The sequence below is a fragment of the Neobacillus niacini genome, from assembly GCF_030817595.1.
In the GTDB taxonomy this organism is placed as follows: domain Bacteria; phylum Bacillota; class Bacilli; order Bacillales; family Cytobacillaceae; genus Neobacillus; species Neobacillus niacini_G.
The window spans coordinates 3,431,316-3,444,415 of record NZ_JAUSZN010000001.1 but is presented as its reverse complement, the minus strand read 5'-3'; the positions used below and the strand labels follow the sequence as shown (position 1 = coordinate 3,444,415).

The following is a 13,100-nucleotide window of genomic DNA, read 5'->3' as shown; positions in this document are numbered from 1 at the left end:
TACCCAACTATTCATTAGAAAAATAGTGGAATTGGCAAAAAGAAAGCAAAAAGGTACAATATATGCTTATAGAAGGAATGGAAGGGGATTTTATATGATTAATTTAGGTACAGTGGGAACAGGGTGGATTACAGCCGCCTTTATTGAGGCAGCAAAGTTAAGCGAAAAACTAAAGTTAACCGCGGTCTACTCCCGGACAGAAGAGAAAGCAAAAGAACTGGCACATACATATAACGCAGAACACTACTTTTCTGATTTAGAGGAAATGGCAAAAAGCGCTGAGATTCAAGCTGTTTATATTGCTTCCCCCAATTCTGTCCATTTCGAACAGGCACTTACTTTTTTAAAAAATAAAAAGCATGTTATTTGTGAAAAGCCAATTTTTTCAAATCCAGCTGAACTGGAAATAGCGTATCAAACGGCTGAGGAAAATGGGGTTTATTTATTTGAAGCGATTCGAAATATTCATACTCCGAACTTTCAAATACTTAAGGAAAAAATTCATCTGGCAGGCAATCTAAGAAGCGCCATGTTGCCATATATACAGTATTCTTCTAGATACGATGCGTTTTTAAGAGGAGAGAACCCAAATATCTTCTCTAGTACTTTTTCTGGCGGTGCCCTTGTTGATCTAGGGGTTTATCCACTGTATTTAGCTGTTGGGCTTTTTGGGGAGCCGAAAAAGGTTACCTACCATCCCGTGATCCTGTCAAGCGGAGTTGATGGCAGCGGTACGCTACTGTTAGAGTATCAAGATTTCGTCTGTACTATTCTTTGCTCGAAAATTTCACATTCACTTATGCCATGTGAAATCCATGGTGAAAAGGGTACCTTCGTCCTTGAGGATGCGGCACCGATATCTCAAATAAAATTCATCGACAGTCACACGAAAGAGAGCGAAATCTTAAGCGTTGGCCAAGAAGATAAAAACATGGTCTATGAGTGCATAAATATCGCTGAGATTATTGAAACAAATGATGATCATCGATATGAGAAGTTAAAGGTTATGAGTCAGATCGTGCTAAAAGTAACGGAAGAAGCGAGGAAACAGAACAATATCGTATTTGGAGTAGAACGCTAGACTGATTTGTAGATATTTTTTGAAAGTGTGTAGATATATCCTTACTTTGTGTAGATAAAATCTCAAATTGTGTAGATATATCCTTACTTTGTGTAGATAAAATCTCAAATTGTGTAGATATATCCTTACTTTGTGTAGATAAATTCTTAAAGTGTGTAGATAAATAAAAAAATGCGTAGATATCTAAAAAATAAACAAACCATTTTTGTCTGTTTTAAGAATACGGTTGTGAATTCTTTATGAAAACGGTATTCTCGATGACTTTTATCACATCCCCCGTTTAACTTCGTTCCTTATATTAAGGGTGATGAAGATGGAGGAGTCGTGATGAAGTCAAAGAACTTGTATAAGAAACAGCTGAAGAGAAAGCCGGTTCAAATAACAAGATACGTGGTTCAAGCAGTATTCCTGTTGTTTTTACTATATGTTGGTATTCGTTTTTATCAATTTTATATGCATTTTGAAACCCTTGGGGAAACATCTTTTGTTGAGAGACCAGCTGCGGTGGAAGGGTTCCTGCCGATTAGTGCCTTAATGGCCTTGAAGGTTTGGCTTGCCACTGGAGATTTTGATGTCATCCATCCTGCAGGACTTGTTTTGTTAAGTTTTTTTGTTGGTGGTGCTATCATTTTCAGAAGATCTTTTTGCAGCTGGATTTGCCCAGTTGGAACAGTCAGTGAATGGATTTCAAGATTGGGGAAAAAATTGTTTAAAAGAAATTTCGAAGTACCAACATGGCTTGTTTGGCTGCTAACCCCCATTAAATACTTATTGTTGCTGTTCTTTTTGGGGATGGTTATTGTAATGCCTACATATGGTGCGATCGCCTTTTTAAATGAACCATATAACAAAATCTCGGATATAAAAATGCTGACATTTTTCTTAGGTATCAGTGGTTTTGGCTTAGGTTTTCTTATCGTAATGGTTATGCTTTCCTCGTTCTTTAGGAACTTCTGGTGCCGATTTCTTTGCCCATACGGAGCGTTTATCGGGCTTGGCTCGATCTTTAGAATTTCAAAGGTCCGTAGAAATGAAGAGACCTGTACGAACTGTGAAATGTGTACGAAGGTATGCCCTTCAAGAATAAAGGTGCACAAAGTAGAAACCGTCAATAATTTAAATTGTACGGCTTGTATGGCTTGTGTGGAAGCATGCCCAGTGAAGGACACCCTGAATATGACCGTTGCAAATAAGAAAGTGAGTAAATGGTTTATACCAGTGTCGTTCTTTGTGGCTTTCTTCTTAATTATTGGCTATGCAAAACTAACAGGCCATTGGGAAACGATTATCAGATATGAGGAATGGAAAATCCTTATTCCTGAAGCGAATAATATAGAATAATAGATAATCATAACCTGTTTAAACACACAGGTTATTTTTTTTATCCTCATTTTTCTGAGTATTTTATAAAATGCGGTTGAAAAACCAAAATATGTCCAATATAATAAGAATATAGATTTCCAAATAAACAACAACATTTCCTATTTGGAAATTGAGAGGTAACGTTTAAACTTGAAAAAAGTATTCTGCATGGATTACTTAAAGTGTAGATGTAACATTGCAGTACCATTTGCAATCGCTTACTCAAGTTTGGAACCTGCCATTTACAAATGGAAAACGGCAGTACAAAAATAATTCGATAACAGGAGTGAAAAAAATGGAAACTCGTTACACACATAGTCCAGAAGATATTCGTCATTATTCTACAGAACAATTGCGCAAGGAATTTTTAGTAGAAAGTATTTTTGTTCCAGGAGAAGTGAGATTAACGTATACACATAACGACAGGATGATTTTTGGCGGTGTTACACCAACAGATAAGCCGCTAACCATTGAACTTTCTACAGAATTAGGAGTTACATATTTCTTAGAGCGACGTGAACTTGGTGTTATTAATATTGGAGGACCAGGCTCAATCGTTATCGAGGGCACAGAAGAACCAATGAAAAAGCAGGATGGTTTTTACATTGGAAAAGAAACAAAGGATATCCAGTTTAAATCAGAAGATCCGTCTAATCCAGCAAAATTCTATACGGTATCTGTACCGGCCCACCATAAATACCCAAATGTAAAAATTAGTATTGATAATATTGAACCGATGGTAACAGGAGATTCAGCAACATTAAATCATCGTTCCATTTATCAATATATTCACCCAAATGTATGTCAAAGCTGCCAACTTCAAATGGGTTATACTATTCTAACTCCTGGAAGTGCATGGAATACAATGCCTTGTCATACACATGAACGCCGTATGGAAACATACCTTTATTTTGATATGAAAGAAGATACCCGCGTTTTCCATTTCATGGGTAAACCGGATGAAACGAAACACTTAGTTATTGCAAATGAGCAGGCTGCTATTTCTCCAAGCTGGTCAATCCATACTGGAGTAGGTTCAAGTGATTATACTTTCATTTGGGCAATGTGCGGAGAAAACATTACTTACAATGATATGGACATGGTTCCAATGAAGGAATTGAAATAACTCGCTAATCGAGTTCGTTCTACATACTTCATTAACAAGGGGGATTATAAAATGGGGAATAACTCACAACAATTTTCATTAGATTATTTTAAATTAGATGGTAAAGTCGCCATCGTAACTGGGGGAAACACAGGAATTGGGCAAGGCTTTGCGGTTGCGCTGGCAAAAGCAGGTGCGGACCTCTTTATCACCACTCATGGGAACAATTGGGGAGAAACAAAAGAACTGATTGAAAAAGAAGGACGTCGCGTAGCGTTTTTTCAAGGTGATTTAACAGATAAACAAGTTTCAAAAGATATCGTTGCAAAATGCTTAGAAACATACGGAAGAATAGATATATTAGTTAATAACGCAGGTACCATTCGCCGTTCGCCTCTTCTTGAATATAAGGAAGAAGATTGGGATGCAGTCATGGATATTAATCTAAACGCAGTTTACTTTTTAAGCCAGGAAGCTGCGAAAGTAATGGCGGAACAAGGCAGTGGAAAAATCATAAATGTTGCTTCTATGCTGTCTTTTCAAGGTGGTAAATTTGTACCTTCCTACACGGCGAGTAAGCATGGTGTTGCTGGTTTAACGAAGGCGTTCGCGAATGAGTTAGCGATAAAGGGCATTCAAATTAATGCCATTGCGCCTGGTTATGTTGAAACCAAAAATACAGCACCGATTCGTGAGGATGAAGTTCGTCATGCAGAGATTACTGCCCGTATCCCGGCTGGTCGTTGGGCAACTCCAGAAGACCTGCAAAGTGTTGTGGTCTTCCTTGCAAGCAGAGGTTCTGATTATATGAATGGAGCCATTATCCCAGTGGATGGCGGCTGGCTCGTTCGCTAGTTTTTATATTATAATAAGTTTAAAAAGATGAAGGGAGGTAACATAATGGAGAATGCAAAGCAGCCATATGGTACTGTTCTAATAAAGGCTTCAAGTATCCTTGATTTTCTGTCAGCAAAGAAAGAACCACAAGCATTAAACGTGATTGCACAAGAAACAGGATTAACGAGTTCAACGGCCTTAAAGATATTAGACACCCTTCTTCTAATTGGTTATGTAAAAAAACATCCAGAAACGAAAAAATTTGGGCTTGGCAGTGCCCTGATCAAATACGCAAATAAATATCTTGCTGATTTAGACATTTCAAAAATTTCTTATCCATATTTAAAAGACCTGCAAAATAGTTTAGATGAAACGATTCACTTAGGCATTTTAGAAGGCGATGAAATCCTAACTGTTAACAAGTTGGAGACGAAAAAGCCAATTGTCTGTTTAAATTCAAGGATTGGTTTATCGAAGCCGCTTTATTGTTCTGCGATGGGGAAAGCCGTACTTTCAGAAATGCCGGAAAGTGAAAAAGCCGCTTATTTGAACCGAGTGGAGCTAAAACCCATAACAGAAACGACGATTACGAATCCGGAGAATTTATTAAAACAGTTAGAAGACGTAAAAAGAAATGGTTATGCAATTGACGACAGTGAAGGTGAAAAGGATGTCTATTGTTTAGGTGTATCATTGGTAATGAATAACCAAACATACGGTGCTTTTAGCGTCAGCGTACCAGCCTACCGCATTTCGCCTGAAGTAAAAGACCAAATCATCCAAGCCATCTTAAAAACAAAAGAAAATATCCAAAGAGAATTGCAGCAAAATTACGTATTTATTTAAAAAATCAGGAAGAATCTATTTTGAAGCCTCATTGGTCAAAATAGATTCTTTTTTGTATGTGATGGAAGATAAGCTACATCCCGCCCATTTTTTCATATATATAATAAAAAATAAAATGGGGTAGTACGGATGTCTAGAAGAAATACAGAACAGGAAAATTGGATTACCTACCTGCTTTCCCTATCAAGAATGGTTTACCTTTTTCCAGCAGAAGTAAAAGATGTTGGCGGCGGTAAGTGGGGATACATCAATGAAAAGGGGGCTTTTGTTCTCCCTCCCAAATATGAAATGGCTCGTGATTTTCAGGAAAATGGTTTAGCCATCATCCAATTAAACAATCTTACAGGTATTATTAACACTGACGGATATTTTATTGTGAAACCAAAGTATGAAACAATCATCCCTTTTTCAGAAGGTCGTGCGACAGCTATCGATCACGAAGGATTTAAAGTATTGGATGAAAGTGGGAAGGAAATTACTTCAAAGGCGTATTCCTTTATCGGAGATTTTCAAGAAGGCAGGGCAGCAGCTGCCAATACAAATGAGCAAGGCAACTATTTATATGGATATTTAAATAGGAGAGGCAATGAAGTCATTCCGCTGTCCTATGAATCTGCTAGTGATTTTGAACACGGAAAAGCCCTTGTAAAATTAAAAGAGGGCAGCTATTCACTCATTGATCTTACAGGAAAAGTACTACATTCATACTCTTTTCCATTTGTCGACGATTATGGTGAGGGTATGCTGGCATTTCGAAAAAGTAACGATGGAAAATGGGGATACATGGACGAATCAGGCAAAGTATTGATTGAACCACAGTTTATGGGAACACAGCCGTTTGTTGAAGACAGAGCAATTGTGAATGTTGAAAATAATCATTATGGCCTGATAGATAGGCAGGGGAAATATATCATAAAACCCCAGTATTTTAGTTTAATAAACCTTGGAGAGAATCGATATGCACTGGGGAAAGCACAAGATCCAGAAAGGCCATATCTTTTTCAAAAGTATGCAATAGCTGATGCTGACGGTCATATTTATACTGGGTTTATCTATAATGGTGTCTCCGAATACAAGGATGGAGTGGCCTCGGCATACAATGACGAAATGACTTTCTTTATAGATAAGCGTGGTCAGCGCTTGAACCATCTTCCAATGGTTCAAGGTGGTGGTACATTAGCATTTAATAAATCCTTAATTAAGGGAGATATCGATCTCCGCATTCTCTATTTTGATAAAAAAGGCACGTTAGTTTGGAAACAAAATACAATCATTCCTTTAAAAGAGGATTATTCCGTTACCGAAAACAAATTCAAACCAAATAAGGATTATTTAGTTTATTATCCACAGTTAACGGGGGTTAGCTCTCCGGAGAGCGTAAATCAAACATTGAAGGAACTTTCTGGAGTCAAGGCAATCCCTCAGCATACACAGTTGGAATCAAGCTACGCAGGTGATTTCGACGTAAGTTTTTATAAAAATAACCTAGTAGTCTTGGAGATAAATGGCTATGATTATCCCTTTGGAGCGGCACATGGAATGCCAGTAAAAAAATATGCCCATATTGACCTAAAAACGGGAAGGTTTTATCAACTTAAAGAGTTGTTTAAGCGAGAAGCAGATTATGTAAAAGTGATCAGTGAAATGATTGGAGAAAAAATTAAAAACGACGAACAATATTCCTATGTTTTTTCGGATACGTATAAGGGTATCAAAGCAGACCAGCCCTTCTTTATTAGCAAAGGGGAGTTGAACATTTATTTTGAACCATACGAGATTGCCCCTTATGCTGCTGGGTTTCCAACCTTTACGATTCCGTTTCATGATATAAGCAGCATTATTGATCACGATGGAGTTTTTTGGCGCTCCTTTCATTAATTGACAACAAAAGGACAGCGATATATTTTTAACATAGGCTACTAAAATGCTGCCCTAGGGAGTGGTTGAATGAAAATAATTGATATTTCTAGAAGGCTTGAAAACGGAATGCCAGTTTGGCCAGGTGATACAGCCTTTCACTATGAGGTGTCGTGGTCCAAAGCAGAAAGCGGTTCTGTAAACATAGGGACTCTTACAATGAGTACACATACAGGGACGCATGTTGACGCACCTTTTCATTTTGATGATGATGGAAAAAAGATTATTGACTTGGATCTCGAATTATATATCGGGCCTGTAAGGGTTCTCGATATGACTGGGAAGGAAAGTATAGGAGTTAAGGATTTAGAGGATGTAGATTTAAAGGGAATGAAAAGAGTGTTGTTTCGAACCCTCTCATGGCAAAATGCTTCTGAATTTCCAGAAAAAATACCCCATTTGGAAGCTGATCTTGGTCCATTCCTAGCAGAGAGGGGAATTAGACTGATTGGGGTAGATGTTCCATCTGTCGACCCCATTGACAGCAAAGACCTTTATGCTCATCATAGTTTAAATGAAAATGGGATTCACATTCTTGAATCAGTCCTTTTAGATGAAGTGGAACCAGGTGATTATGAATTGATTGCTTTGCCGCTGCCGTTGGTTGAAGGAGATGGAAGTCCGGTAAGGGCAGTATTACGTACAATCTAAAAAAAAGCAGCGGAATTAATTTCCGCTGCTTCTTTTATGAAAGACTTAACATAAAACCTATATAGCCTGAAAGGATAAATAGTAAACTCATTACTAATGCCAAAGCTTTTGGAGCTTTTTTTATAAAAGTTACAATAACCAACGCTAAGAAAAGAATAGCAATTAGAAATAGGATGATTGAAACAATCCCTGGAGAAAAGGTAATAGGGAAGTTTATTTCTCCTGGGTGAAAAAAGGTAAACAGCTTAGACGCACCTTCTGCTCTAATCATCGAACTAAGTTCATGCGGTGGTGAAGCTTGTCCCAATGCACCCGTAATCGAAAAAACAACCAAAACAATAATACTTTCCAGCTTCGCCCATGGAAGCGGATTATAAGAAGAATCATTGAGGAGTCTCTTCCGAATAAAAATGCTATTGATAAAGGCGAAAGCTAGTAATGGCAAAATCGCAATGTGTTTGATTAATAATGTCTGACCATAGGGGATTGCCGTTACACTAACATAATCGGACAGTTCCATATGAAAGGTCATTAATGATATTCCTGTTATGGTCGTGGCAATTAAACATAAAATAGCAAGTGGCGAAAACCACTTTAAGAATTTCAACCAATTTTCATGGTTCTGTGAACACCAGCTTACCACTAACAAAATTCCAACCCAAGTTGTAATGGCCAAAAAGTGAGCGGTGTGTGTAAGAAAACCCGCCATTTTCGATAATGAAGCTGCGTGACTTGACCAGCCAAGGAAAGCAATTAAGATAAGCGTAAATACTAGGCCAGTCAATGAGAATAACGGTTTTTGTTCAAGCCTAATTGGAATCAGATAAATGAATAGAATTAACGAAATAATCCCCGTACTAATCCATGTCTTACCAACCTCGAAATTGGTTAACACAGACTGAAGGGTATAGCCTAAACCTAGGTCTTCATATAAATATAAAACAATTTTTAACACCGGTAAAAATGAAAATATAGCAATTCCTAATGCTGCACCCAATAGTACAAATTTGGGAATCTTAATTTCCGGTCGTACCGATTTGGGTACAAGATTAAGAATAAAGCTTCCTAGCAGCAATGAAAAACTACTATAAAGTAAAGCCTCACTTACAATGCCTGCAATAAACATCTAGACTTGTTTCCTCCTAAAAATTAACCAATAGCTTCCGAAGCCTAAAACAATAATCAAACCAATAATTGCTGGCAGTACATAATTCATGATACCGGGTTCATCTAAAGAAGCCTCATTTACCTCAATTGCTTGATCCTTCAGTACCGTTTCTATGTCTGCATCAGCTGTTGTTTCGGCAGTGGTAGCATCATTAGTAGATAGTTCTGATCCAGTTTGTTCTGGAGGTGCAGCATTCTCAGGAAGGTTCATTGTGAAGGGAATATCGCCCTCAAGAGGATGACCATCTTCTCCAATTATTTTCCAATGAATAGTGTAAGCTCCATTTGTAAGGTCGTCTTCTACATTGGCGATTAATTGATTACCGGTAATTGAAACAGTAGAAAGTGGAATAGCTGTATGATTACCATCGATTAATGTAAATGAACTAGTTGGTTCTAATGCTGTTTCAAAAGTAAGCGTAATATCCTTGAGTGACTGAGTTACGATTTCTCCATTTTTGGGGGTAGACTCTTCCAAATGGGAATGTGCAAACACATTTGCTCCAAAAATAAAGAGTAACAAAGTGGAGAGTAGAGCAATTTTATTTAACATCATTTTCAACTCCGATATATTGTTATCTTGCTGTTCTTCATTCTACCATTAAATCAAAAGGCTTATATCAAATTAAAGGTAATGTTCACAATACGTTCAAAAATGGCTTTTTACTATCCTTAAGGCATTTAGTAACCGAGCTCTATTAAGAACATACCTATGCGTGATTTAAATCAATTCTTTAATTTGAAAAGGATGCTACACTTGGTGAAAATCATAATCATGAGGAGATGAAGTGATGAGTAGCTTTCAAATAGAAGGACAAAGAGCCGTTATAGATATTCGTGAGAGGGTCTTAAAGGGAGAACATCCACGCAGGGAAATTTTAAATTTTGTAAAAACAGCACCTGTTGGGACGATATTTGAAATTCATTTACCCCACCCCGGAGAGCCATTAGTAGCAACTTTTCAATCTTTGGGAATGAATGCAATCGTCAACGAAGTAGAACCTGCGCACTTCCGATTGATGGCCATAAAAATGAATGAAATATAGATAAATGTACTGTTAGAATTGCCATTATGGAAAGGGGATATTCAAGGTGAGTATGATACAATTATCTTTAAATGATGTGGCCTGCTCAGGATGTATTGGAAAAATTAAAAGGAAAATAAAAAGATATAATGGAATAGAAAAGGTAAGGATATTAGCTGGAAGTGGAAAAATTGAAATTGACTATAATGAAGCAATCATAGAAATGGAAGAAATAAATTCCACCATTCATAAATTGGCGATCCGAACATTTGATTAATATATGAATTGAAACGAAGACCCATTCCATGCTTAGGAATGGGTTTTTTATGGACACATTTTAGTAAATAGGTTAGTATCAATGTCATGTGTGGATATAATATGTAGAAATGAGATAAATAAAGGAGTCAAATATGTTAAATACCTTAAGCCCTTTTTTACAGGAAAACTGGGAAAAGTCCGGATTTCAACAGCCTACTTCGATTCAGGATACAGCCATCCCGCTAATTCTTGAAGGAAAAGACTTAATTGCAGAATCTCCAACTGGTACAGGCAAGACACTTGCTTATTTATTGCCATTATTAAATAAAGTGGAACCTAATTCACAGTCACTCCAAGCTGTAGTTTTAGCATCATCGCAGGAATTGGTTATGCAGGTTTATCAGGAATTTCAAAAGTGGTCAGAAGGCAGCGGAATAAGAGGCACCTCCATTATTGGCGGAGCCAATGTAAAACGCCAGCTTGAAAAATTAAAAAAGCGCCCTCATGTCATTTTTGCTACACCAGGCAGGTTATTTGAACTGATCAAACAGAAAAAAGTAAAAATGCACGAAGTGAAGCTTGTAGTATTAGATGAGGGAGATCAGCTGCTGATTCCTGAGCATCTCAACACAGTCCAAAATATTGTAAAATCTACGATGGGTGACCGCCAAGTGGTATTATTCTCAGCAACGATGAAAGCTGGAACTGAGAAATTGGCAAAGGAAATAACGAAGGAGCCCGAAATTCTTAGAATAGAAAAGGATGAACTGGCTTCCTCTGGAGAAGTTGAACATATCTATTTTACTGCTGAACCTAGAGATAAGATCAAGCTTCTGGAAAAAATCGTTCGTTTAGACAACATCAAGGCCTTAGCATTTATTAATGATATTGGGGAAATTCAAGTTTTTAAAGAAAAGTTTAATTTCAAAGAGTTATCAACAGGAATTCTACATAGTGATATGAAGAAATTAGAACGGCAGGCGGAGCTCAAGGCTTTCCGTGATGGCAAAACAAAAATGTTGATTGCTACTGATGTTGCTGCACGTGGTTTAGATATTCAAGGGGTTACTCATGTTGTTCATGTGGATTTCCCTAGGGATATTGCTCAGTATGTTCACCGAGCGGGCAGGACAGGAAGAATGGGAGCAAATGGTACCGTCATATCGTTAGTAACGGAACGGGAAGAACGTGAATTAAAGCGTTACTGTCAAGAGTTAAACGTTACGCCTAGTAAAAGAATATTCTTTAAAGGGCAGATAGCTGAACCAGAACAAAAGGCTCGTAGTTAAAAAGGCAGGGGAAATATTCCCTGCTTTTTTAATTGCTGGATTTTTCATTCTATTATAAAATTTAGGGTATTGGGGGGAGAAACATGGAAAATCCAAAGCTAAAGAAATATCTCGATCATTGGATTGAGGAAGCTACGATCACTCAAATGCAGGAGAAAATGACATCTGGAGAGCTTACATCTAGAGAACTTGTAATGATGTATCTACATAGAATTTCTGTTTATGATAAAAATATTCACTCCATCCTTGAGGTCAACCCTGATGCGCTTCATATCGCATCTACACTTGACGCTGAACGGAAGGAGACGGGAGCACGCAGTTCATTGCACGGTATTCCCATTTTAATTAAAGACAATATTGATACTGCAGATAAAATGCATACAAGCGCTGGCTCATTAGCATTAAAGGATTCCGTTGCGTTAAGAGATTCTTATGTGGCGGATCAGCTTCGCGCAGCAGGAGCAGTCATTCTTGGTAAAACCAATATGACAGAGTGGGCAAACTTCATGGCTTATGGGATGAAAAGTGGCTATAGCTCACGCGGCGGTCAGGTATTAAATCCTTACGGTCCAGGACAATTTGATGTTGGCGGCTCTAGTTCAGGTTCCGGTGCGGCTATTGCTGTGAATTTGGCAGCTGCAGCGATTGGGACAGAAACATCTGGATCGATCTTGAATCCATCCTGCCAAAACTCATTAGTCGGAATTAAACCGACAGTGGGTCTAATCAGCAGGAGAGGTATCATTCCGATTGCGCATACTCAGGATACAGCCGGACCAATGGCTAGGACTGTTAGAGACGCAGCTATTCTCTTGAATGTTTTGACAGGAAGAGATGAGGAAGATCCAATAACCAAAACGAATCCACTAGCTGATAAAGACTTTACCGAACATTTACGTAAAGATGGACTCAAGGGGAAACGGATAGGAATAGCCTTAGATGGTTTCACCGAACATTTAAGTGAAGAAATGCTTAAGATTTTCCATGATGCTGTTGCCGTTTTGGAGGCAGCGGGTGCGGAGATCTTCGAACATATAGAGATACCATCTGCAAATGCCAAGTGGCGGTATGACGTTTTGACATATGAATTTAAACCCGATTTAAACGCATATTTGAACAAACTTCATCCCTCTATACCCATTAGAACATTGAATGATTTAATTCAATTTAATAAGGAAAATGAAGCAACAATGCTTAAGTATGGACAGGAAGTCTTGATTCAATCCGCTGCAACTAGTGGTTCTTTAACGGAAGCGGATTATGTAAATTCGTTGGAATTTGATCTTTATCATTCCACCGAACAAGGAATTGATTATGCGCTTGAGAAGTATAAATTAGATGTGATTCTGTTTCCTAGTGAAGAGGCCTCACATATTAGTGCGAAAGCTGGCTATCCGACCATTGCAGTACCTGCTGGTTATACAACTATAGGAGAACCTGTTGGAATTACTTTTGCCGGAAACGCCTATAGTGAACCAACCCTGATTGAAGCGGCTTTTGCGTTCGAACAATTAACAAAGTTCCGTAAAGCACCAGTACTAAGGGGAGAATAACTTCAATTA

13 protein-coding genes are annotated in these 13,100 nt (G+C 37.9%); 11 read left to right on the top strand and 2 right to left on the bottom strand.

All coding sequences use genetic code 11. The features are described from left to right. Positions 1-97 precede the first annotated feature (97 nt). The 7 genes from QFZ31_RS16420 (at position 98) to kynB (ending at position 7,799) form a co-directional block, all read left to right on the top strand. On the top strand, positions 98-1,081 hold the full coding sequence (locus QFZ31_RS16420; protein ID WP_307311610.1) for a Gfo/Idh/MocA family protein: 984 nt from the start codon (positions 98-100) through the stop codon (positions 1,079-1,081). A 327-nt stretch (positions 1,082-1,408) separates the two neighbouring features. Then, entirely contained in the window at positions 1,409-2,422 is a 1,014-nt protein-coding gene (locus QFZ31_RS16415; RefSeq protein ID WP_307304519.1) for a 4Fe-4S binding protein, read from the top strand. A gap of 316 nt (positions 2,423-2,738) precedes the next feature. Next, entirely contained in the window at positions 2,739-3,569 is an 831-nt protein-coding gene (kduI, locus tag QFZ31_RS16410) for a 5-dehydro-4-deoxy-D-glucuronate isomerase (RefSeq protein ID WP_307304516.1), read from the top strand. Between the two features lie 51 nt (positions 3,570-3,620). Beyond that, entirely contained in the window at positions 3,621-4,403 is a 783-nt protein-coding gene (gene kduD / locus QFZ31_RS16405; protein WP_307304514.1) for a 2-dehydro-3-deoxy-D-gluconate 5-dehydrogenase KduD, read from the top strand. 45 nt (positions 4,404-4,448) lie between these two features. Then, positions 4,449-5,231: an IclR family transcriptional regulator gene (locus tag QFZ31_RS16400; RefSeq protein ID WP_307304511.1), complete on the top strand. Its 783-nt coding sequence runs from the start codon at positions 4,449-4,451 to the stop codon at positions 5,229-5,231. Positions 5,232-5,360: 129 nt separating this feature from the next. Beyond that, a complete protein-coding gene (locus tag QFZ31_RS16395) occupies positions 5,361-7,109 on the top strand; it encodes a WG repeat-containing protein (protein WP_307304509.1) in 1,749 nt (582 codons plus the stop codon). Between the two features lie 69 nt (positions 7,110-7,178). Further along, positions 7,179-7,799 (top strand): arylformamidase, encoded by a 621-nt coding sequence (gene kynB / locus QFZ31_RS16390; RefSeq protein WP_307304506.1) that lies wholly within the window; start codon positions 7,179-7,181, stop codon positions 7,797-7,799. Between the two features lie 34 nt (positions 7,800-7,833). Here the strand turns inward: kynB and QFZ31_RS16385 are convergent, their stop codons facing one another. Together QFZ31_RS16385 and QFZ31_RS16380 are read right to left on the bottom strand one after the other, a co-directional pair. Next, positions 7,834-8,925 carry a copper resistance D family protein gene (locus tag QFZ31_RS16385; RefSeq protein ID WP_307304503.1) on the bottom strand — a complete coding sequence of 364 codons (1,092 nt, stop codon included), beginning with the start codon at positions 8,923-8,925 and terminating at the stop codon, positions 7,834-7,836. Beyond that, positions 8,926-9,519 carry a copper resistance protein CopC gene (locus QFZ31_RS16380; protein WP_307304500.1) on the bottom strand — a complete coding sequence of 198 codons (594 nt, stop codon included), beginning with the start codon at positions 9,517-9,519 and terminating at the stop codon, positions 8,926-8,928. Positions 9,520-9,757: 238 nt separating this feature from the next. Between QFZ31_RS16380 and QFZ31_RS16375 the strand changes: the two genes are divergently transcribed. From QFZ31_RS16375 to QFZ31_RS16360, 4 genes are all read left to right on the top strand, one after another. After that, positions 9,758-10,012, top strand: a complete 255-nt coding sequence (locus QFZ31_RS16375) for an amino acid decarboxylase (RefSeq protein ID WP_307304496.1) — start codon at positions 9,758-9,760, stop codon at positions 10,010-10,012. 52 nt (positions 10,013-10,064) lie between these two features. Next, the gene (locus tag QFZ31_RS16370) at positions 10,065-10,268 is read left to right on the top strand and encodes a heavy-metal-associated domain-containing protein (RefSeq protein WP_307311608.1); all 204 of its coding nucleotides are present in this window, start codon (positions 10,065-10,067) and stop codon (positions 10,266-10,268) included. A gap of 133 nt (positions 10,269-10,401) precedes the next feature. Then, complete coding sequence (locus QFZ31_RS16365; RefSeq protein ID WP_307304494.1) at positions 10,402-11,538, top strand: DEAD/DEAH box helicase; 1,137 nt, start codon at positions 10,402-10,404, stop codon at positions 11,536-11,538. An 83-nt stretch (positions 11,539-11,621) separates the two neighbouring features. Next, positions 11,622-13,091 (top strand): amidase family protein, encoded by a 1,470-nt coding sequence (locus tag QFZ31_RS16360; RefSeq protein ID WP_307304491.1) that lies wholly within the window; start codon positions 11,622-11,624, stop codon positions 13,089-13,091. Positions 13,092-13,100 lie beyond the last annotated feature (9 nt).

Excerpts from the sequence above, each read along its gene's own strand:
- QFZ31_RS16415 (WP_307304519.1), top strand. The coding sequence starts at position 1,409 with ATGAAGTCAAAGAACTTGTATAAGAAACAGCTGAAGAGAAAGCCGGTT.
- kduI (WP_307304516.1), top strand. The coding sequence starts at position 2,739 with ATGGAAACTCGTTACACACATAGTCCAGAAGATATTCGTCATTATTCT.
- kduD (WP_307304514.1), top strand. The coding sequence starts at position 3,621 with ATGGGGAATAACTCACAACAATTTTCATTAGATTATTTTAAATTAGAT.
- QFZ31_RS16400 (WP_307304511.1), top strand. The coding sequence starts at position 4,449 with ATGGAGAATGCAAAGCAGCCATATGGTACTGTTCTAATAAAGGCTTCA.
- QFZ31_RS16395 (WP_307304509.1), top strand. The coding sequence starts at position 5,361 with ATGTCTAGAAGAAATACAGAACAGGAAAATTGGATTACCTACCTGCTT.
- kynB (WP_307304506.1), top strand. The coding sequence starts at position 7,179 with ATGAAAATAATTGATATTTCTAGAAGGCTTGAAAACGGAATGCCAGTT.
- QFZ31_RS16385 (WP_307304503.1), bottom strand. The coding sequence starts at position 8,925 with ATGTTTATTGCAGGCATTGTAAGTGAGGCTTTACTTTATAGTAGTTTT.
- QFZ31_RS16380 (WP_307304500.1), bottom strand. The coding sequence starts at position 9,519 with ATGTTAAATAAAATTGCTCTACTCTCCACTTTGTTACTCTTTATTTTT.
- QFZ31_RS16375 (WP_307304496.1), top strand. The coding sequence starts at position 9,758 with ATGAGTAGCTTTCAAATAGAAGGACAAAGAGCCGTTATAGATATTCGT.
- QFZ31_RS16370 (WP_307311608.1), top strand. The coding sequence starts at position 10,065 with ATGATACAATTATCTTTAAATGATGTGGCCTGCTCAGGATGTATTGGA.
- QFZ31_RS16365 (WP_307304494.1), top strand. The coding sequence starts at position 10,402 with ATGTTAAATACCTTAAGCCCTTTTTTACAGGAAAACTGGGAAAAGTCC.
- QFZ31_RS16360 (WP_307304491.1), top strand. The coding sequence starts at position 11,622 with ATGGAAAATCCAAAGCTAAAGAAATATCTCGATCATTGGATTGAGGAA.